We start from the raw sequence: 19,202 nt of genomic DNA on the forward strand, positions 1-19,202 counted from the left end.
CCATGCTGGCCGCCTACCGGAGCTGCCTCAGCCCGCAGCACTCCAAGTACCTGCTCATCTCCAATCTGCTCGGCCGACTGCCCAACGGCATGGCACCGCTGGCCATCGCGCTGTTCCTGCGCTCCCAGGGGCTGGGATTCGGGACGGTCGGAGCCGTCACCGCGCTCTACGGTCTCTCCATGGCCGTGGGCGGCCCGCTGCTGGGACGGGCGGTGGACCGCTTCGGCCAGGTCCGTGTCCTGCCCGTCAGCGCCGGGATCTCGGCCGTCGGCTTCCTGGCGCTGGTGGGGGCCGGCGACGGCAGTGTGGCCGCGGCCTCGGCGGCGGCCGTCCTCGCCGGTCTCTTCTCGCCGCCCCTGGAGCCCTGTCTGCGCACCCTGTGGCCCAGCGTCCTCAAGGACCCGCGCGACATCAGCGCCGCCTACGCGCTCGACGCCTCGCTCCAGGAGGTCGTCTTCGTGGCCGGGCCGCTGCTGGTGGTCGGGCTGACCTCGGTCGCCGATCCGTCCGTCGCGCTCGTCGTCACCACCGTCGCCATGCTCGTCGGGACCCTCGCCTATATCGTCCCCGAGCCCGTGCGGCACTGGCGGGCCGAGCCCAGGACACCCGACTGGGCCGGGCCCCTGCGCTCCGTGCGGCTGCGGCAGTTGCTCGTGAGCCTGGCCTTCGTCGGCGCGGGCCTGGGCGCGCTCAACATCGCGACCGTCGCCTACCAGGAGCACGTCGGCAGCGACGGACTCTCCGGCATCCTGCTGGGCGTCAACGCGGCCGGTGCCCTCATCGGCGGCCTCTACTACGGGGCCCGCGAGTGGCGGGCCGACACCTCGCAGCGGCTGACCGTGCTGCTGCTGGGCATGTTCCTGTGCAATCTGCCGCTGGTCCTGGTCCCGCACCCGATCGTCGTCGGGGTCCTCGTCTTCTGCTCGGGGCTCTTTCTGGCCCCCGCGCTGACCTGCGGATTCGCCATCATCGGCGAGGTCGCGCCGCAGGGCACCGTCACCGAGGCGTTCGCCTGGATGGTCACCGCCGTCCTCGCGGGCAACGCCCTGGGCAGCTCGACCGCGGGCACCGCCGAACAGCAGGTCGGCATCTGGGCCTCCTTCCTCGTCCTCGTGGTGGCGGGAGCGGTCGCGTTCGCGACGGCCGCGCTCTTCCGCCGGGGCCGAAGCGGCTTCGGCGGCCCCACCGCCCTGAGCGGGAAGCAGGCCGCGTCATGAGGCCCCTGATGATCGTCTCCGACCTCGACGGCACCCTGCTCGACTCCCGGGGCGGGATATCGGAGCGCACCCGGGCCGCGGTCCGGGCGGCACACCGGGCCGGTCATGTCTTCGTGCTGGCCAGCGCGCGGCCCGTGCGCGATGTACGGCCCATCGCCGAGGCCCTCGGCCATCGGGCCATCGCGGTGTGCAGCAACGGGGCCGTCTCCTACGACTACGCCCGCGACACCGTCGTGGACCACCACCCCATGGAGCAGGCCGACGCCATGGGGGTGATCACGGCGCTCCGGCGGCGGTTCCCCGGCGTCCGGCTGGGCTGCGAACGCTGGCCGGACCTCCTCCTGGAGGACGGGTTCGCGCTCGACCCCGCCCTCAGCCCCGAGGCCCGCCGGGTCCGCGCGCTGGAGGAGGAGATCGACGGACGCGGTCTGGGCAAGCTCATCGTCCAGACGGAGGGGTCGGCCCACGACTACTACCGGGTCGCCGCCGACGCCCTGCCCCCCGGTCTGGCCACGGTGACGGTGTCCACCCCGGCGTTCTGCGAGATCACCCGCCGGGGTGTCACCAAGGCCATGGCCCTGGACCTGCTCGCCGGCCGGCTGTCCATCCCCGTCGAACGGGTGGTCGCCTTCGGGGACATGCCCAACGACCTGCCCATGCTCCGCTGGGCGGGCCGCTCCGTGGCGATGGCCAACGCCCATCCGGACGTGCTCGCCGCCGCGGACGAGACCACCCTCTCCAACGACGAGGACGGAGTGGCGCACCGGCTGGAAGCCCTGCTGGCCGAGGCGTCCGACTGTGCACCCGGCTCCCCGGCCCCGTTGCCCCCGCCGTCCCCGCGAACGACAGCACACCGAACAGCACAGCGAGACAAGGAACACCCGTGGACATAGCGATAGTCGGAACCGGACGGGACAGCGGCGTCCACGCGCGCTGGATCTCCGAGTGTCCCGCGTTCTCCGTGACGGCGGTGGCCTGCGACCGGGCCGCCGAAGCCGAAGCCGAAGCCGGGACCGACGGATTCGGGACCGGGACCGGTGAGGCCGGGACCGTCGGATCCGGACGCTCCGGATCCGGAACCGCCGGATCGGGAGCCGTCGGGACCGGAGCCGGGGCCGTTCTCGACGCCGTCCGGACGTACCATCCACACGCCGAACCCGCCGCGGACGCCCTGGCCCTGATCCGGCACGGACGGATCGACGCGGTGGCCCTCACCGGCCCGGCGGACGGCCACGGCCTCGGACCCGCCCGCGACACGCTGGTGTCGGAGGCGCTGGCCCGCGGACTCCTCGTGATGTGCGAGGCCCCGCTCGCCCGCGACCGCTCCACCGCGCTGCGGCTCGCCGAAGAGGCCCACACCCGGGCCGCACGTGCCCATGTGGCCCTCCCGCTGCGGGAGAACCCCGCACTGCGGCACGCCCGGAAGGCCCTGGCCGAAGGCGCGATCGGCGACCTCCTCACCCTCGATGTCGAACTGCACGACGGCGCCGCGGGACCGGACCGCACCGCACCGGGCCGCCGGGCCGCCGGTGTCCTCGTGGAACGGGGCACGCACGCCCTCGACCTGGTGCCCTGGCTGACCGGGACGGACCTGTGGGAGGTGGCGTCCGCCTGGACCCACCGCGTTCAGGACACCCCGTACCCGGCCCGGGAGACGGACCGCCCGGACCGCGGCGGCGACGACATCGCCCAGGCCGAACTGCGCACCGTCGTCCGCCCGGCCAGGGCCCGGGTGACCGTGTCACGGACCCCCGCGCCCCGGCCGCAGCTCCTCGTCACCGTCCGTGGCGACCGAGGAGTCCTGCACACCCGGGTCGACACCGCCGACGGCTCCGGGCTGCTCACCCTCGCGACCGGAGCGCGGGAGGCCCAGCAGGTCTTCGGCGCCCACCCCATGAACCCCTACCGCCGTCTCGCCGACGACCCGCACGCCCGGGTCGGCCTGACCCCCGGATTCGATGACGGACTCGCCGCTCTGACACTCGTCGACGCGGTACTGACAGCCAGTGGAACGGAAAGGAGGCAGGGCAGTGTCCCTGGAAACCGCTGAGGTCGCCCATGTCCTGCTCGCGCTGATCGCTCTCCTCGTCGCCGCGCACCTGGGCGGATACCTCTTCGCGCGGATGCGCCAGCCCCAGGTCATCGGAGAGATCCTGGGCGGGCTGATGCTCGGCCCGACCGTACTGGGGGAGATCGCCCCCGACGCCCAGCGCTGGTTACTCCCGACCGACGGAGCCACCGGCCATGTCCTGGGCGCCTTCTACCAGATCGGTCTGCTGCTGCTCGTCTATCTGACGGGCACCGAACTCCGGGCGAGCCGCCAGGAGAAGGGGCAGCGCGCCATCGGCTTCATCACCGTCTCGGGACTCGTCCTCCCCTTCGGCTTCGGCCTGGCCATCGCCTCCGTCGCGGACACCGAGGACCTGATCGGCCCCAACGGCTCCCCCACGACCCTCGCCCTGGTCTTCGGCATGGCCGTGGCGGTGACCAGCGTGCCCGTGATCTCCCGGATCATGATGGACCTGGGTATCCTCCAGTCGCTGTTCGCGCGGATCGTGCTCGCCGTGGCCGTGATCGAGGACATCCTGCTCTATGTCATCCTGGCCGTGGTCCTGGGTGTGGCCCAGGCCAACGCCGACGAGACCTATGGACTGTGGGCCTGGCTCGACGTGGACTCGCTCCCGGTGGCCATCGGCTACTTCAGCGTCGTCCCACTGGTCTTCCTCGGTCTGCTGCTGTGGCTGGGACCGCGCTCGTTCAGCGGTCTGACGGCGTCCCGGGCCAATGTGGTGGAACAGCGCAGCCCGCTGGCGTTCCGGCTGGTCGTGGTCTTCCTGCTCTGCGCCGCCTGCACCGGTCTGGGCATCGACCCGATCTTCGGGGCCCTGGTCGCGGGCATGTGCACCGCCGGTGACACCGGGAAACGGGCCAAGGAGTCCCAGGAAACCCTGCGACATGTCTCCATGGGCTTGTTCGTTCCGATCTACTTTGCCATCGTAGGCGTCAAGCTCGATCTGATCCGGAACTTCGACCCGCTGTTCTTCCTCTGGTTCTTCGTTCTGGCCTGCCTGGTGAAGACGTTCAGCGTCTGGCTGGGGGCCCGGGCGGCGGGGGAGTCCCACCCGGCGGCGATGAACCTCGCGGTCGCGATGAACGCCCGCGGCGGCCCCGGGATCGTGCTCGCCTCGGTCGCCTTCGGCGCCCACATCATCAACGAGAGCTTCTTCACCTCGCTGGTCCTGCTCTCGATCATCTCCTCGCAGATCGCCGGCGCCTGGCTCGGCAGGGTCGTCGCCCAGGGCAAGCCGCTCATGCCGCCCGCCGCCGGTGCTCCGGCCCCGGACTCGGCCCCGGACTCGGACTCGTCGACATCGACATCGACATCGACATCGACATCCGAGGACGCGGCGTCGGCCCGCGCCGGTACACGGAACACCGGCCGGTAGCGCCGGCTCCCCGTTCCTCCCGTTCGCACCGTTCCTACCGTTCACCTCTCACAGGATGGGTTTTCACATGATCAGCCCCAAGATGCCGCAGAACGAGTCCGTCTACAGCCGCAGCGGCGACTCCGTGGTCTTCAACCAGCTCGCCCTGAAGATAGAGATGGACGAGGTCAGCAACGAGGACTACTACCGCTGGCTGGACGACATGATCGCCACCATCGGCGAGCGCGTCCCCGGCGCGAAGATCGTGGAGAAGGAGGGCGCCCGCCAGACGCCTCCGCTGAACACCGCGATCTACTACGACACGGAGGACTTCCGCATCCTCCACACCGGCGCGCTGCTGCGCACCTCCTGCAACAAGATCACGCACGCCTTCTGCGCCTTCAAGGCGGCCCAGGACGAGAACCACGTCCGGCGCGACCACCGCCATGTCTTCGACGGCGAGGAGAAGGCCACGATCCAGGCCGCGCCCTCCTCCCCGGAGGCGGTCGCGGTCGTCCAGCGGCTGATGGCCCGTACGGACATCCAGCACCCGGGGACGTTCCTGGAGGAGTCGTACGGCATTCCGCGCACCGAGCTGATCCCGACCGTCAAGCTGGACGACCTCCGCTACACCTTCTTCGTCTGGCTGGACAAGCGGGACGCGCTGCGGTGCAGCATCGACCGGGCCACCGTGTCCAATCTGCGGCTGCCCGAGGCCGAGCGGGTGGAGCGGCCCGTCTCCGAGGTCGAGCTGGCGATCTACCCGCGCATCGAGCCCGAGATCGCCCAGGACCCCCGGGTGGTCGAGCTGATCAAGGTGCTCTCCGAGGACCTGTGCGCGCGCTTCGACACGCGGGTCACCTCCGACATCAAGTACCAGCGTTCGGCGACGGCCCTGGGCATGGGCGGGCGCTGAACCCGTCCGGAGCCGGACCGTCCGGGGCGGTCCCGGCCGGTCCGGGCCGCCCGGGACCGGCTCCGTCCCGTCGCGTCTTCCCGAGTCGCGGAGGTCACCTGTGGAGGAGGAGCAGTGAAGATCTATCTCGTGCGCCACGGCCAGTCGCAGTGGCAGGTCAGCCCCAGTGAGGACTGGGACACCAGCCTCAGCCCGCTCGGACACGAGCAGGCCGGGCACCTCGGCAAGTGGTTCGCCGAGGGCGCCCCCCTCGACGGGACCTCCCGGCTGTCCGTCGGCAGCGTGGTGACCAGCCCGCTGAAGCGGGCCCGGGAGACCGCCGGTCACCTCTGCGACTCCCTCGGAGTCACCGCCGGGGTGCAGCCCACCCTCAAGGAGGCCGCGTTCCACGTCGTCTCCGAACTCCCCAAGGCGTCCGCGCCGTTCGCCCCGTGGCCCGCGGAACCGCTCTCCGAGCGCTACCGCGACTTCCGGGCGCAGGCGCGGACCGCCCTGGAGGAACTCACCCGCAGGGCCGAGGAGACGGGGCAGCCGGTGCTCGCGGTCACCCACGGCGGGCTGATCAAGACGGTCGTCCGGACGATCGCCGAGTCCGACACGTTCTGTCTCAAGCTGTACAACTGCGGTATCAACGAGATCGAATGGGCCAACGGGCGCTGGCGGGTGGTGCACATCAATCTGTGGGACCATCTGCCGCCGGCGCTTCGCACCACCTGACGCCCGGCCGGTCCGGACCCCGGACCGCCGGGGCCGGGAGCCGGAACCGTACCGCCGGACCACCGGAGTACCCGGGGCACCGGGAGCCGGGACCGGACCGCCGGATGACCGGACCGCCGGAAGGCCGGAGCCGGACCGCCTGATGACCGGGAAGACCGGAAAGACCGGGAACACCGGAAAGGAAGCCATGCGCGCCCCTCGACCCACGGTCGCCGACCTGACCGCCCTCTACGGCCTCGAACCCATGCCGCTGGAGGGAGGACGGTTCCGGCGCACGTGGGCGGGGCCGCCCGGCCCCGACGGACACCCCGTCGGCTCGGCGATCGTCGTGCTGCTCTCCACCGAGGACGACCAGTTCTCGGCCATGCACCGGCTCCCCACCGACGAGGTCTGGCACTTCTACCTCGGCGACCCGGTCGAACTGCTGCTGCTCGAAGCGGACGGCACCAGCCGGGTGGTCGTCCTCGGCCCGGACGTCCTGGGCGGGCAGCTCGTCCAGTTCACGGTCACCGCCGGGACCTGGATGGGCGGCGGGGTCGCCGCCGGGGGCGAGTGGGCGCTCTTCGGCTGCACCATGGCGCCCGGATTCAGCTCGGAGGACTACGAGGGGGGCGACGCCGGGGCGCTCGCCGCCCGGTACCCCGAAGTGGCGGGCCGTATCGAGGCGCTGTGCCGCCCCGGTGTCCCGCTGCGCCACCCGGCCGGTTCCGAGGGCGCGCTCGACGGGCCCGGCGGATCGTCCGCGACCGGCTCGGAGGGCTGAGGTGACCCGTTCCGACCTGCCCGATCTGACCGGGCAGACCGTCCTGGTCACCGGCGCCAGCGGCGGTATCGGCAGCGCCGTCGCCCGCCGGTTCGCCGACGCGGGCGCGGCCGTGGTCGTCCATGGCCACCACGGCAGGGAGCAGGCCGAACGGCTCGCCGCCGAACTGACGGCGCGGGAGTGCCGGGCCGTCGCCCTCACGGCCGACCTCACCGACGAGGCCGCCTGCCGCCGCCTGGTGGCGGACAGCGCGGCCTGGTCGGGGCGGCTCACCGGGCTCGTCAACTGCGCGGGCGTCCAGCCGGTGCGGCAGCTCGCGGAGATGACCACGGCCGAGTGGCGGCAGGTGGTGGACACCAATCTGGCGGGCGCCTTCACCTGCACCCAGGCGGCGGTCCCCGTCCTGGCCGCCCACGGCGGCGGCAGCGTCACCCATATCGCCTCCATCGAGGGCAGCCACCCGGCCTTCCAGCACGCGCACTACTGCGCCTCGAAGGCCGCCCTCATCATGCACGCCCGCTCCGCCGCGCTGGAGTACGGGCCGCTGGGGGTCCGGGTGAACACCGTGTCACCCGGGCTGATCGACCGGCCGGGACTCGACGGGGAGTGGCCCGAAGGGGTCCGGCGCTGGAAGCAGGCCGCACCCCTGGGGCGGCTCGGCACGGGGCAGGACGTGGGGAACGCCTGCGTCTTCCTCGCCTCCGGGCTGGCGTCCTGGATCACCGGCCACGATCTCGTCGTGGACGGCGGGGTTTCCTCGGCCCCCACCTGGTAGGTGATGGCGTGTTCCGCCGCGCCAACACAACGCGGATTCACGGATGTTCACGGTGGTACAGTACGTCGGTTCTTGTCCGGTGCCGGAACATCGAGTACCTCCCGAGGGGCAGTCTTTGTGACCGATCATGGTCTCTCGTCCTGTACATGGACATCCGTCACGGATGACATGACAGGCAAGGTCGTATCCCTTTCCGCACGGGAACAGGGAATGCGGTCCCTCCCCGAAGCCCTGCCGGAAATAGCGCGGTTGGAGGATTTGGCGGCACTCGACCTCTCCTTCAACCTGCTGGACGATCTCCCCGCTGACCTGGGACGACTCCACCGCCTCACCGAACTCCGCCTGGACAGCAATCAATTCAGCCGCTTTCCGGATGCCGTCCTCGGGCTGACCGGACTCCAGGTGCTGAGCCTGTACCGCAACGGCCTGTCGAACGTGCCTTCCGGACTCGGCGGACTCCGCGAGATCCGCGTTCTCAACCTCGCCGGGAACCGCCTTTCCTCCGTCCCCGCCGAAATCGGCGCACTGAGCCGGCTGCACACGCTCGACCTGGGACACAATGAACTGACCGATATTCCGCCGTCCCTGGGCGATGTGACCGGGCTCTCCCGGTATCTCTATCTGAGCGACAACAAAATCACGTCGGTACCGGACTCGCTCTGCCGGTTGGGACATCTGCGCTATCTGAACATCACCGACAACCGGCTGACCGCCCTCCCCGAACGGTTCGGGGACCTGGCCTCCCTGCGGGAGCTGCGCCTCTACCACAACCGTCTGACGGGGCTCCCCCGGTCGATCGGCGCCCTCCGGGAGCTGAGGGAGGCCCATCTCATGGGCAATCGCCTCACCGGCCTCCCGGAGGAGATCGGCGGCCTCGCCGATCTGCGGGAGCTGCGGCTGATGGACAACCGGGTGACGGCGCTGCCCGACACGATCGGCGGGCTCGTCCGGCTGACCCGTCTGGACCTGCGGAACAACGAGCTGCGCGCTGTTCCCGACGCGATCGGGCGGCTGGACCGGCTGACCCATCTGGACCTGCGGAACAACCGTCTCCATGAGCTTCCGCCCACCCTGGCCGCACTTCCCCGGCTGGAGAAGCTCGATCTGCGGTGGAACCCTCTCGCTCTCGATCCGCTGCCCGCGTGGGTGTCCTCTCTCGAACAGAGAGGGTGTGTGGTTCTGACATGACGACCGCGTGCCTCTGCTTACTCCCCCGTTGATATCGCCCCACCCAGGAAGGACCCCACTCGTGGATCAGACCGGCATCGCTCCCGACGAGTCGCTCCCGCTGTCACAGCGACTGCTCGGCCGCATACGTGATGTTCCCGACTTCCCCCAGGAGGGGATCGTCTTCAAGGACATCACCCCGCTGCTGGCCGACCCCGGGGCCTTCTCGGACCTCGTGGACGCGCTCGCGGATCTCGCCGTCCGCCAGGGGGCCACCGCGGTCGCCGGTCTGGAGGCCCGCGGCTTCATCCTGGCCGCCCCGGTCGCGCTCAAGGCCGGACTGGGCTTCGTCCCGGTCCGCAAGGCGGGGAAGCTGCCGGGCCCGACGCTGGCCCAGTCGTACGCGCTGGAGTACGGCACCGCCGAGATCGAGGTCCAACGGGACGCCTTCGCCCCCGGCAGCCGGGTCCTCGTCGTCGACGACGTCCTCGCGACGGGCGGCACCCTGGAGGCGTCGATCCGGCTGATCCGCGACGCGGGCGCACAGGTCGTCGCCGTCGGTCTGCTGATGGAACTCGGCTTCCTCGGCGGCCGTGACCGCCTCCACCCGACGCTGGACGGCGTTCCGATGGAGGCGGTCATCACCCTCTGACGCCGGCGGCGGGCCGGGACGCCGCGCGATCGGCGTCCCGGCCGGTGGAGGCGGGCGGTCCGGACCTCAGGGAGCGCAGACGACGCCGGTGCACTGACCGCTCTGCGCGTTGCCACCGGCCCGGTTCGCCCCGCCGTCGACGTTGCCCCGGTCGGCGGAGATGCCCCAGCTGTTGTTGCCGCGCGCGGTGTTGCCCTGGAGGGTGTGCACGGCCTTGGAGACGAAGATGCCACTGCCCTTGTTGGCGTTGGCGATATTGCCGACCAACTGGTTGCCGCTCCCCGCCGCCGCGTCCCCGACCACGTAGATGCCGCTCGACCCGTTGTTCTCGGCCTTGTTGAGCCGCAGCTGATTGTTGAGCGAGCCGTTCAGGCTGATGCCGTCCCCGGTGGTGTTGCTCGCGATATTGGACTCGATCGTGTTGTTGTTGGCGAAGCTCAGCTCGATACCGCCGGTATTCCTGCTGACGTCGTTTCCGGTGACCGTGGAGCCGTGGGCCGAGTCGAGGACGATTCCGCTGTCGCCGCTCCCGTGGAGCGTGTTGGACAGAATCCGGTTCCCGGCCGACCCGGAGACGGTCAGCCCGGCGTCCGCGCTCCCGCTGGACGAGTTGCCCTGGACGAGATTCCCGTCCGACCCGAGCCGCAGCACGATCGCGCCGTCGCTGCTGGTCCCGACGGTGTTCGCCAGCAACGTGTTCGTCCGCGACCCCTCCAGGGCCAGCCCGGCGCCCCCGCTCCCGGAGATCTGATTCCGCTCCACCCGATTCCCGACGGCGTTCTGCGCGAAGACGCCTCCGCCCTGGTTGCCGGTGATCCTGTTGTCCGCGATCAGATTTCCACTGGACCCGGCGGTGATCTCGACACCTCGGTGGGCCTGCCGGTCGATATGGTTGTTGCGTACGCGGTTGTCGCTGTGGGCGTTGTTGAGTCCGATCCCGGAGAATTCATTGTTCTGAACGGTGAGTTTCTCGACGATATTGCCTAAGGTCCCTGCATTGAGCTGCACCCCGTGGTCGAACTCCTGTACGCGGGCGGGGGTGCTGCCGCTGTTGGTGACCGTGACGTTGTCGAACCCGTTGTTCCGGATACCGACCCCAAGCCCGACGCCGTCGACGGTACGCCCGTTGAGATCGATGGTGATGCCGTTGCCCCCGACGATCAGACCGTCACCGGGACAGTTGAGCAGATTCGCGCTGAGCACGACGCTGACCGTGACGGTCTGCCCACACGCGAGCGGCGCGGCGTGGGCCGCGGGCGCGGGCGCCGCCACACCGAACAGAACGGCCGCGCCGACCGCTGCGGCGGACCAAGGTGAGGAAAGCGTCCTGGAAAAACGGATCATGCCGAGGCTCCTTCGGCCATGAGCATTGCTCACCGGCCTCACGGGTCAGGCGTGACCCGCGAGGATCATCTGTACGGGCCCGAGGGCGGCCCGCCTTCCGCACAGGGTCAAGCGAAAACCTTGCGAAGGCTATGAAGCGGCAAAGAATGACTTGGGGTGGGGGGAAGGTTGACTGAATTGGCGTTCTGTCAGGTGGGGGTGGGAGCCTGCGGGGGCTGATGACGACGCGCGCACTGGCTCGGCCAGCCCCTGGCCGTCGTCGGCGAGTTGCGAACCCACCAGGGTTGATGACGACTGGGGAGGGCCCCGGGAAGGGGCGGGGGAGGGGTCGTTGCGAACCCACCAGGGCTGATGACGACACCCAGGCCCTCGGCCTCCACGTCCAGCTCACCCACCGGTTGCGAACCCACCAGGGCTGATGACGACCTTGACGGGCGACGCCATCCCATGGCGTTCACCCTGTTGCGAACCCACCAGGGCTGATGACGACGCGCGCGCTCTCGGCTACCCCGCTGCCCGGATCACGTTGCGAACCCACCAGGGCTGATGACGACCTCCACGTCTCCGCAGAAGGCGACTGGGCCATCTCGTTGCGAACCTACCAGGGCTGATGACGACCACACTGCGCCAGGACGCTCCCGACTCGGCGTGGGTGTTGCGAACCCACCAGGGCTGATGACGACCCGAGAGTAAAATCGCAGCTCAGAGGCCATCCGCGAGCCTCGCTGGAGGCGGCTTCTGCGGCGACCCGCCGGTACTGCATCCGCCCAGGTCAGATGATGTCCCCCGGCCCCCCGAGGTCCACGCCCAGCGTATCCGTCTCGACCATCTCCGGAGACCGCACGGTATAGGTCCTGATGCTGTCGTACCCCGGATCGATCGCACCGCTGAGCGCGGCCATCAGCGCCCGGTACTGCGCCGCCGACAGCTCGCCCTGGAAGACGCTGCGCTGCGTCCAGTGCAGATACTTCCGGCAGGTCTTCAGCACCCTGGGGTTGCGTTCCACTGCCGTGTCATAGATGAGGATCACGAACACAACCCCTCACCACCACGGCCGGAACGGCTTGTATGGCTGGCCCTCAAGACACAGGCGGACGATCTTCAGGGCCTCCAGGTGGATCAGCTCCTCGTAGCTCACCTTCCGCTTGAGGGAGCGGTGGTAAACGGTCGTCGCCAGCTCCTCCCGGACCAGCGCGGCGATCTTCTTGCGGCCGTCCTTGCTGAGTGAGGCGCGGCCGACGTCCGTCTCGAAGTCGTTCTGCTTCAGATGCTTCTGATGGGCGGTCCGGCGGAGCAGCCGTTCCGCGAAGAGGGGCTTGAAGGGCTCCGCCAGGTCCAGGGCGAGGGTGTTGCGGCGGCGGTCGGTGTCCGCGTGGAGGAAGCCGATGGCCGGGTGCAGCGGGGTGCTGCGCAGCGCGGTGAGGACACGGGCGTACACGATGGAGTTGAGGTAGCTGATGAAGGCGTTGCCCGCGTTGGTGGGCGGGCGGCGGGTGCGGCCGTTGAGGCGGAGCCACGGGGGGAGCCGCTGGTCGAGAACGGCCCAGGCGGTGCGGCGGAAGTTGCCCTCCTCGCCCATGATGGCCTCGCTGCTGCCGCACCCGGGCAGCGCCGCGTTCAGGGAGTCGAGCGCCGGATCGAGCAGGTCGGTGTCGAGCGACCAGCGCAGGTTCTGGGCCGAGGCGAGGACCAGGGAACGTCCGATCGCGAGCCGCTGCTCCTCGTCCGCCGTGATCTCCACCTGGCGGCGGACCACGGCGGCGGAGGCCATGGACTCGGCCGGGCTGAAATGCCCCGCGTGATTGCCGTAGTGGTCCAGCACATGCAGGGTCACGCCACTGCGGCTGAGCAGCGACAGGGCCGAGGTGTTCACGTCCACATGGTCGAAGACGACGAGGTCGCGGATGTCGGTGATGGGAATGCGGACCGGGCTGCCGTCCTGGCGCTCGACGCGGACGCTGTTGTCCTCGCGGCGGATGCGACAGGGTTCGGTCAGCCAGTAGGTACGGCCGACGGCGGGCATCAGTCTCCCCAGCAGTAGTCGAGGTACGAGCACCCACGGCACTGGTCGCGGGTGAGGCGCTCGGGTGCGGTGGCGGCGGCGATGACGGCCTGGGCGTCCGCCTCCGCGTCCTCCGCCCGGGTGCGGGCGTCGTCGTCCCAGAGGACATCGACGGTCCGGCGGACGAGGGGGTAGTGGACGACGCCCCCGCGCACGTTGACCCCCCGGCGCTCCAGGAGAAGGCAGTAGTGCCGTACCTGGGCGGAGTGCGCGGGCGCGGGCGCCCGGGAGGACTTCGTCTCGTGGACGACGGCTCCGGTCGTCACCCAGTCGATCTTCGCTTCGCCGAGATCGACATCGCGCCGCCGGGGGAAGGTCGTCTCGTTCACCACCTCACCGAAGGCGACGAGGTCGCTGCGCTGCTCGGGACGGTACCCCCGGGCGTACAGCCAGAGCTGGCGCGGGCAGTGGACGAGGTACGTGATGTGGACGCCGCCCACCGGGGCAGCTCCGTCGCTCAGTGGATCCGCGGAAGGGCTCACAGGATGGTCTCCCGTGCGGCGGGTGGCTGGAGGCCGAGAGTGGGGTCGTAGGCGCTGTCGGTCATGTTCACCTTCAGATAGGGGTCGAACGAGCAGTCGAACTGCCTCAGTTGTCCGAGCCGAAGCGGGATGAGGAGACGCGAGGCGAGCAGCGGGTCCCCCGCCTTCCCTCGGGTGAGGGCGCGGTACTCCTCCGCGTCGTCGTGGTGCAGCACTTCGGTGCTGTCGAACGCCTCGCTCAGCTCGCGCGCGAACTCGCTCCGGTCGTGGAAGGGGTCGGTGAAGGTGAGGAAGCGCGCGGCGAACGCGTCCCGCGCCGCCCGTGCCTGCTCTTCCCACCCCTTCCCCCACTCCGTCGCGTAGGCCCGTCGCAGCAGCTCGTCGATGTCCTGCTCGCTCAGCGCGGTGGCGCCGTCCGCGACGAGACCGCGCAGAGCGGCCCAGGCGGCGTCCATGGCGTCGGGGTCGTACGGCCGGGGCCCGTCCACACGGTGGACGCGGAACTCGACCGGGCCGTCCGGATGCAGCCCCCGTCGGTTGACCCGTCCCGCCCGCTGGGCGACGGCTTCCACGGGAGCGCACTCCACGGCGGCGCGGTCGAAGTCGAGCTGGAGGGAGACCTCCACCGCCTGGGTGGCGACGACGAGCCCGCCGCGCAGGGCGCCGTCGCCGGGACGCCGTTCGGGATGGCGGCGCAGCAGCGCCCTCTCGATGGTGTCCCGGTCGCCGTTCCTGAACCGGGAGTGGAGCAGCAGCGCCGCGTGCGGATCGCCGGGCCGGGCCGCGCGGGCGTCGTCGGCGAGCTGCCCGAACAGCTCCTGTGCGCGGGCGACCGTGTTCACGACGGCCAGCACGCTGTGGCCCTCGTTCAGCCAGTCCCTGATGCGCTGGACGCTCTCCGGCGCGTCGATCGGCAGCTCGTCCAGGGTCAGCCGGTGCCGTACGGGACCGGAGCCCTCGGGCGACCGGTGCACAGTGACCGGCTGCTCCACGCTCTCCTCGATGATCCGGATCATCACCTCGGCGAGCGTGGCCGAGAGCACGGCGAACCGGCTGCCGAGCCGTTCCCACAGCCGCATGGCGGCGCAGAGCCGGCCGAAGGTGCGGGGCTCGTAGGCGTGCAACTCGTCGAGGACGAAGACGCAGTTCGCCTGTTCGAGGAGGACGGAGGAGTACGCGGGTCCCGCGATGGCGCCGCTGAGGAGCTGGTGCGGGGTCGCCACCCGGACCCGCTGGGTGAAGAGGCGCATGGCGCCCGCCTGCGCGCGTGCCTTGCGGGCCTGGTCGGCGGTGGGCGGGGTGTTCGGTTCGCGTCCGGGGCAGTCGTCGTCCAGTCCGTCGGCGAGCAGGGTCTGGGCGACGGTGCCGTGCAGCAGCCCGATGTCGGCTTTCCGTTCGCCGGGGACGGGGATCAGATCCTCGCTGAGCCGGCGGCGGATCGCGTTGAGGGAAGCGCGGTACGGAAGTGTCCAGACCACCCGGGGGCGTCCGGGCATCGTGCCGATCTGGGTGGCCGCCCAGGCGAGCCCGGCCTCGGTCTTGCCGCTGCCGGTCGGAGCCACCAACGTCAGATGACCCAGGGTTTCCGCAGCCTGCCGTTGATGGCTGTGCGGGTGGTACGGCAGCCGGGCGAGGTAGTCGTACGGCAGCGGCATATGGGTCTGGAGCCCGATGTGGGCGGAGCCGGAGCGGTCGGCCAGGGTGAGGGCGCCCTGCGCGAGCACCGCGAGCAGACCCCGGTGGGGTCTGACGGGGTGGTGCCAGGTGTCCAGGAGCCGTTGCAGCAGGTGGCGGGCCCGTTGCGCCAGTGAGGGGTCTCCGGGCCGGGTGCTGGGCGGGTCCACCGCCAGGAAGCCGCAGAACCAGGCCAGCAGCTCCCGGTGGAGAAAGCGCGGCACCTGGACGACGGGTCGGCCGTCCACGTCCTCGACGCTGGTGCCGAACGCCTCCTCCCAGTCGGTCTCCTTGTTGTAGATCCGGCTCAGGGCGGGCTTGCCTCCGTGGCCGGTGCCGCCGTCGTTGTGCAGGGCCCGATGATGGGTGGCCACCAGGGTGGCGACCATGGTCAGATCGTCCTCGCTCCAGGCGGCGGCGCCCGCGAGAAGGTCGGCATAGGCGAGGGACAGCACTTCGTGGCGTTCGCCCCAGGGGATGCCCCGGGGCTCCACCTGCCGCTGGAAGCCCTCGGCGATCTTGCCCGCGTCGTGGAGGAGCGCGGCCCGGCGGACCTGGGACCAGAAGGCCGGGGAGTCGGCGAGGACGCCCGCGTTCGCGATGCGGTCCTCGATCAGGCCGACCGCCGCGTGAACGGTACGGGAGTGGGTGGTCAGCCGCTCCCGGTCCTCGGCGGGGGTGGACTTGGCGCGGACGTCGTTCAGGGAGGCCCGGGGCGGCGGGTTCGTCAGGGCTCCAGGAGCCACAGGGCCTGTCCCTTCTCCGCACCGGGGTGTGCGCGACAGGTGGCGTCCTCGTAGGCACCGCGTACGGGATGGCGACCGGCGGGGATGTCGCACCACAGATAGTCGGTCCAGCGCGAGGCCATGCGGTCCGTCGACACCGATGCCGCCAGGCGGTGGACGGTGGCGCTCGGCACGTCGTGCCCGGAGAGGGGCGCCAGGGCGGAGCCGACGGCCGCCTCCTCCGCGGGGTTCAGCGTCACCCGGGTGCGCTCCCCGACATGGACGAGATCCTGGGAACGGCCCAGCCGCAGGGGCCAGCGGGGCCGCCGCAGCGCGTCGGCGATGCGGGCACCGTCCGGACCCGGCAGCCAGACGGTCAGATGCACACCGGTCAGGAAGGGGCGGCTCCGGATCGTCATGCCGCCCTTGCCCGGCCGTACGCGACCGGCCACGGAAGGATTGAGCCCGGAGGCGCTGATCGGGTGGTACGTCTCGTCGTCCGTGCCGCCGCCTTCGGACCAGGCGGCCATGCCGAAGGCCAGGGACTCGGAGGGTTCCCCGGTGGCGGCGGCGAGCAGCCCCCGTACGGTCGACGGGGGCGGCACGGGAAGGCCGCGGGTGAGCCCGGGGAAGAGCGGGTCGCGGAACGACGCCACCGGCGCGTAGAACACCACCCGCCAGGCGGACAGGGGCTCGGTCACAGGGACACCGGTCGGGGGACGGGCTCCCGGGCGGGGTCCGCCGGTCACCGGACAGGCTCTCGGACCGGCTCCCGGACGGGGTCCTCGAACCAGTGGTCCAGGGTGGTGCCGTCCCGCATCTCGGCCGCCAGCTCCAGCAGGATCGTACGGGGATGCCCGATGACGACGGTGCGGTCGGCGATCTCCGCCGCGCACTCCTTCTCGAAGCGCTCCCGGAGGTCGTCACGGAAGCCCGGCCGCCAGCCGATACGGACCGGGGCTTCCCACTCCCCGGCCCACGCCTCCAGCTCCCCGCGCAGGACATCGCCGCGGATGCGGAGCCCTTCCTCGTCACCCGTGATCACATGGGTGAGCGGGTTGACGCCGCCGTGGAAGGGCACCAGCACGATCACATGGGGGACGCGATCGCCGTAGTGCAGCGCCTGCTTGGCCCCGCCGTGCAGATGGGCGATGGACTCCAGGAGCAGCGCGGCGCGGCGCCTGCGTTCCGCCACCGGCAGGCGGACGGAGTCCTGTCCGCGGAACGACTCCGCACCGGCTCCGAGCGCCGCCGCCCGGGCGACCTGGAGGGCCGCCTCCTGGGAGAGGTAGTTCGGCCGTCCCACCCCGTGGGCGTTCGGCAGTGTGAACGTTCCGATCCTGGGGAGGTCGAGAAGGAACGGCGCCGCGAGGTCGGCGCTGTAGAACTCGTGCCCGTGCAGCACCGGTTCACTGACCCCGCGCGCCATGACGCCGAAGTCCTCGGTCGGGTGGGCCGGGGTGACGGAGAGAAGGGTTCCGAGCATGAACGGGCTGTCGCGGAGCGTCGTGGCGTCGTCGTCCTTCTTCGCCCCCGCGCGCATGTACCCGAAGAGGTCGTCGTCGGGGTAGGTGATCGGGTCGGCGTCGGTGTTGGCCTTCTGCGCGCGCTGCTGCGCCTTGCCGACCCGGGTCACCGGAGAGGCGGGGACGCCCTGTCGCACCATGCCGTCGCGAATCCACCGGCGCACGGCCTGCGCCGACACATACGGGTGGCGCCGACCCCGTACCGTCGCGTACTTGACGCGCGCTGTGGTGTCCGCGCTCCGGCCGTTGTTCGGAGCCCCGGCCTCCACCGAGACCAGCATCCTGCCTGCCAGATACGCCATCACGCGCCTCCGAAGTAGTCGTCGTAGCCCGGTTCGGGTGTTGTGTCCAGGAGCGGCTGGTTCACCTGCCGCTCGACCTGCTCGCGTTCCTTCGGGTCCTCGGGTGGATCGCCGACCGCGATGCCGCGCTGGTGCAGCAGCCGGAAGACCTCGGCGGTCAGCAGCATCCGGTGCTCCCACGCCCGGGGACGCTTCTCCAGGAACGGACGCCAGTCGTCCGGTCCGGTGACGGGCCGGCGGCCGTCGAAGGACAGCCGGAAACATGCCTGGTGGAGAAGGAGGCCGAGCCGGTAGTCGCTCAGCCCCGCCGACTTGTACTCGGCGAGCCGCCCGCGAGGGCTGCCGCTGCCGTGCTCGATCCAGTCGACGATGAGGGTCGCCACGCCTTCCAGGTCGGGCGCCATGCCGTACACCTCTTTCTCGTAGTGAAGGGCGAGCCGGGTGAGTGCGGTGCGGTCCCGGAGGGGCCAGCGCTCGGTGTCCGACAGCAGTTGGTGCAGTTGGGACGGCAGATAGCGCCCGCGCCCGTCCTCGGGTTCGAAGAGCAGCCGGGCCGCCTCGACGGAACCCTGGGCCGTGACCCGGCCGTCCGTGTCCCGCTGGGTGAGGGCCAGTTCCAGCAGGCGCCAACCGCGGCGGAGGGCTGCGTTCCCCTCCACCGCCGCGAGGAAGCGGGGTACCGCCCGGCGGGTCCGGGTGACCCGCAGCCACGGCTCCTGGTTGTCGTTCTTGAAGCTCCACAGGGTGGTGGCCGACAACTCGCTCCCGACCGCGCGCAGGGCCCGCAGGGTGACCAGCTCCGGCCGGACACCGGCGGCCGACCCTTCGAACCCGGCGTGGACGATCCGCTGCGCGCGTCTCACATTGCGCAGCGCGAATTCCCGCTCGGCGGCTGTCGTCTCGCACGACAGGACGGTCGCCGAACCGGCGGTGACCCATGAGCCGTACGGCAGCGCCCACATGGCGATCCGGCAGCCCCGGCACACCGGCCAGCCGGGGACGCCTGGCGGGAGCGTGTTCAACGCGGTGTTCGAGTCGAAGAGGGGCAGCATGGACTTGGCCCAGACGGCAGTCGCCGGGGTGCCGCAGAAGGTGCAGGGCAACTGTCCCGGACCGGTGCCGTCCGGTGCGAACATCGGTGTGAGGGCGCCCCGCAGCGCCGCCGCGTCGCGGGGTCGGCCGGCGTGTGTCACCTTGGCGTTCGGGTAGAGCGCGAACAGGACTTTCCACCAGTCGTAGGAGCTGTCCGTCTTCGCGGCGGCCCCGGCTCCAGCGGCATCGGTGAGCACGGTCTCCATGACCTGGTTCAGATCGTCCGCGCTCACCTCTTCCGGGTGCTTCCTCCCGGCCATGACGGTTACGGCCCAGGCCCCGGCGCGCTGGAGGGGATGCCCGGTCAGGGCGAGCGGCGCCGGGTCCGGGGTCGGGGCCGGATGCGGGGCGGTCATCCGCGCA

At 70.9% G+C, this 19,202-nt stretch carries 18 protein-coding genes and 1 CRISPR repeat array; of the genes, 10 read left to right on the forward strand and 8 right to left on the reverse strand.

Translation table 11 applies throughout. From position 1 onward, the window contains the following. Positions 1-2: 2 nt before the first annotated feature. The 10 genes from CRV15_RS19105 to CRV15_RS19150 all read left to right on the forward strand — a co-directional run bounded on the left by CRV15_RS19105 (position 3) and on the right by CRV15_RS19150 (position 9,632). The gene (locus CRV15_RS19105; RefSeq protein WP_003960525.1) at positions 3-1,217 is read left to right on the forward strand and encodes an MFS transporter; all 1,215 of its coding nucleotides are present in this window, start codon (positions 3-5) and stop codon (positions 1,215-1,217) included. Beyond that, on the forward strand, positions 1,214-2,110 hold the full coding sequence (locus CRV15_RS19110) for an HAD family hydrolase (protein ID WP_003960524.1): 897 nt from the start codon (positions 1,214-1,216) through the stop codon (positions 2,108-2,110). Before CRV15_RS19105 ends, CRV15_RS19110 begins: the two co-directional genes overlap by 4 nt. Further along, positions 2,101-3,267 (forward strand): Gfo/Idh/MocA family protein, encoded by a 1,167-nt coding sequence (locus tag CRV15_RS19115; RefSeq protein WP_003955749.1) that lies wholly within the window; start codon positions 2,101-2,103, stop codon positions 3,265-3,267. The genes CRV15_RS19110 and CRV15_RS19115 overlap by 10 nt, the downstream gene beginning before the upstream one ends. Beyond that, a complete protein-coding gene (locus CRV15_RS19120; RefSeq protein WP_003960523.1) occupies positions 3,248-4,663 on the forward strand; it encodes a cation:proton antiporter in 1,416 nt (471 codons plus the stop codon). The genes CRV15_RS19115 and CRV15_RS19120 overlap by 20 nt, the downstream gene beginning before the upstream one ends. A gap of 67 nt (positions 4,664-4,730) precedes the next feature. Further along, positions 4,731-5,558, forward strand: a complete 828-nt coding sequence (locus tag CRV15_RS19125) for a hypothetical protein (RefSeq protein ID WP_003955751.1) — start codon at positions 4,731-4,733, stop codon at positions 5,556-5,558. A gap of 114 nt (positions 5,559-5,672) precedes the next feature. Next, entirely contained in the window at positions 5,673-6,275 is a 603-nt protein-coding gene (locus tag CRV15_RS19130; RefSeq protein WP_003955752.1) for a histidine phosphatase family protein, read from the forward strand. Between the two features lie 187 nt (positions 6,276-6,462). Further along, complete coding sequence (locus CRV15_RS19135) at positions 6,463-7,038, forward strand: cupin domain-containing protein (RefSeq protein ID WP_003955753.1); 576 nt, start codon at positions 6,463-6,465, stop codon at positions 7,036-7,038. A gap of 1 nt (position 7,039) precedes the next feature. Further along, positions 7,040-7,813, forward strand: a complete 774-nt coding sequence (locus tag CRV15_RS19140; RefSeq protein ID WP_003955754.1) for an SDR family NAD(P)-dependent oxidoreductase — start codon at positions 7,040-7,042, stop codon at positions 7,811-7,813. A gap of 210 nt (positions 7,814-8,023) precedes the next feature. Next, on the forward strand, positions 8,024-9,001 hold the full coding sequence (locus tag CRV15_RS19145; RefSeq protein ID WP_230864117.1) for a leucine-rich repeat domain-containing protein: 978 nt from the start codon (positions 8,024-8,026) through the stop codon (positions 8,999-9,001). Between the two features lie 61 nt (positions 9,002-9,062). Then, the gene (locus CRV15_RS19150) at positions 9,063-9,632 is read left to right on the forward strand and encodes an adenine phosphoribosyltransferase (protein ID WP_003955756.1); all 570 of its coding nucleotides are present in this window, start codon (positions 9,063-9,065) and stop codon (positions 9,630-9,632) included. A gap of 66 nt (positions 9,633-9,698) precedes the next feature. On the opposite strand, the gene CRV15_RS19155 is transcribed toward CRV15_RS19150, so the two are convergent. The 8 genes from CRV15_RS19155 to CRV15_RS19190 all read right to left on the reverse strand — a co-directional run bounded on the left by CRV15_RS19155 (position 9,699) and on the right by CRV15_RS19190 (position 19,195). Further along, complete coding sequence (locus CRV15_RS19155; protein ID WP_003955757.1) at positions 9,699-10,976, reverse strand: right-handed parallel beta-helix repeat-containing protein; 1,278 nt, start codon at positions 10,974-10,976, stop codon at positions 9,699-9,701. Positions 10,977-11,242: 266 nt separating this feature from the next. Then, a CRISPR array of direct repeats spans positions 11,243-11,659; the repeat unit is 29 nt; unit sequence GTTGCGAACCCACCAGGGCTGATGACGAC. Positions 11,660-11,748: 89 nt separating this feature from the next. Next, positions 11,749-12,006, reverse strand: coding sequence for a CRISPR-associated endonuclease Cas2 (gene cas2, locus CRV15_RS19160; RefSeq protein WP_230864114.1), 258 nt, complete (start codon positions 12,004-12,006; stop codon positions 11,749-11,751). 12 nt (positions 12,007-12,018) lie between these two features. Continuing rightward, on the reverse strand, positions 12,019-12,999 hold the full coding sequence (cas1b, locus tag CRV15_RS19165) for a type I-B CRISPR-associated endonuclease Cas1b (RefSeq protein ID WP_003955759.1): 981 nt from the start codon (positions 12,997-12,999) through the stop codon (positions 12,019-12,021). Continuing rightward, positions 12,999-13,520: a CRISPR-associated protein Cas4 gene (locus tag CRV15_RS19170; protein ID WP_003955760.1), complete on the reverse strand. Its 522-nt coding sequence runs from the start codon at positions 13,518-13,520 to the stop codon at positions 12,999-13,001. The genes cas1b and CRV15_RS19170 overlap by 1 nt, the downstream gene beginning before the upstream one ends. Beyond that, positions 13,517-15,940, reverse strand: a complete 2,424-nt coding sequence (locus CRV15_RS19175; protein ID WP_009996237.1) for a CRISPR-associated helicase/endonuclease Cas3 — start codon at positions 15,938-15,940, stop codon at positions 13,517-13,519. The genes CRV15_RS19170 and CRV15_RS19175 overlap by 4 nt, the downstream gene beginning before the upstream one ends. After that, complete coding sequence (gene cas5, locus CRV15_RS19180) at positions 15,922-16,620, reverse strand: CRISPR-associated protein Cas5 (protein ID WP_029182927.1); 699 nt, start codon at positions 16,618-16,620, stop codon at positions 15,922-15,924. The genes CRV15_RS19175 and cas5 overlap by 19 nt, the downstream gene beginning before the upstream one ends. Before the next feature lie 44 nt (positions 16,621-16,664). Further along, entirely contained in the window at positions 16,665-17,747 is a 1,083-nt protein-coding gene (cas7i, locus tag CRV15_RS19185) for a type I-B CRISPR-associated protein Cas7/Cst2/DevR (RefSeq protein ID WP_003955765.1), read from the reverse strand. Continuing rightward, positions 17,747-19,195, reverse strand: coding sequence for a hypothetical protein (locus CRV15_RS19190; protein ID WP_003955767.1), 1,449 nt, complete (start codon positions 19,193-19,195; stop codon positions 17,747-17,749). Before CRV15_RS19190 ends, cas7i begins: the two co-directional genes overlap by 1 nt. Positions 19,196-19,202 lie beyond the last annotated feature (7 nt).

Origin of the sequence: Streptomyces clavuligerus (assembly GCF_005519465.1) — a bacterium.
Lineage (GTDB): Bacteria > Actinomycetota > Actinomycetes > Streptomycetales > Streptomycetaceae > Streptomyces > Streptomyces clavuligerus.

Coding starts and splice junctions, on each gene's coding strand:
- CRV15_RS19105 (WP_003960525.1), top strand. CDS start 3: ATGCTGGCCGCCTACCGGAGCTGCCTCAGCCCGCAGCACTCCAAGTAC.
- CRV15_RS19110 (WP_003960524.1), top strand. CDS start 1,214: ATGAGGCCCCTGATGATCGTCTCCGACCTCGACGGCACCCTGCTCGAC.
- CRV15_RS19125 (WP_003955751.1), top strand. CDS start 4,731: ATGATCAGCCCCAAGATGCCGCAGAACGAGTCCGTCTACAGCCGCAGC.
- CRV15_RS19135 (WP_003955753.1), top strand. CDS start 6,463: ATGCGCGCCCCTCGACCCACGGTCGCCGACCTGACCGCCCTCTACGGC.
- CRV15_RS19145 (WP_230864117.1), top strand. CDS start 8,024: ATGCGGTCCCTCCCCGAAGCCCTGCCGGAAATAGCGCGGTTGGAGGAT.
- CRV15_RS19155 (WP_003955757.1), bottom strand. CDS start 10,976: ATGATCCGTTTTTCCAGGACGCTTTCCTCACCTTGGTCCGCCGCAGCG.
- cas1b (WP_003955759.1), bottom strand. CDS start 12,999: ATGCCCGCCGTCGGCCGTACCTACTGGCTGACCGAACCCTGTCGCATC.
- cas7i (WP_003955765.1), bottom strand. CDS start 17,747: ATGGCGTATCTGGCAGGCAGGATGCTGGTCTCGGTGGAGGCCGGGGCT.
- CRV15_RS19190 (WP_003955767.1), bottom strand. CDS start 19,195: ATGACCGCCCCGCATCCGGCCCCGACCCCGGACCCGGCGCCGCTCGCC.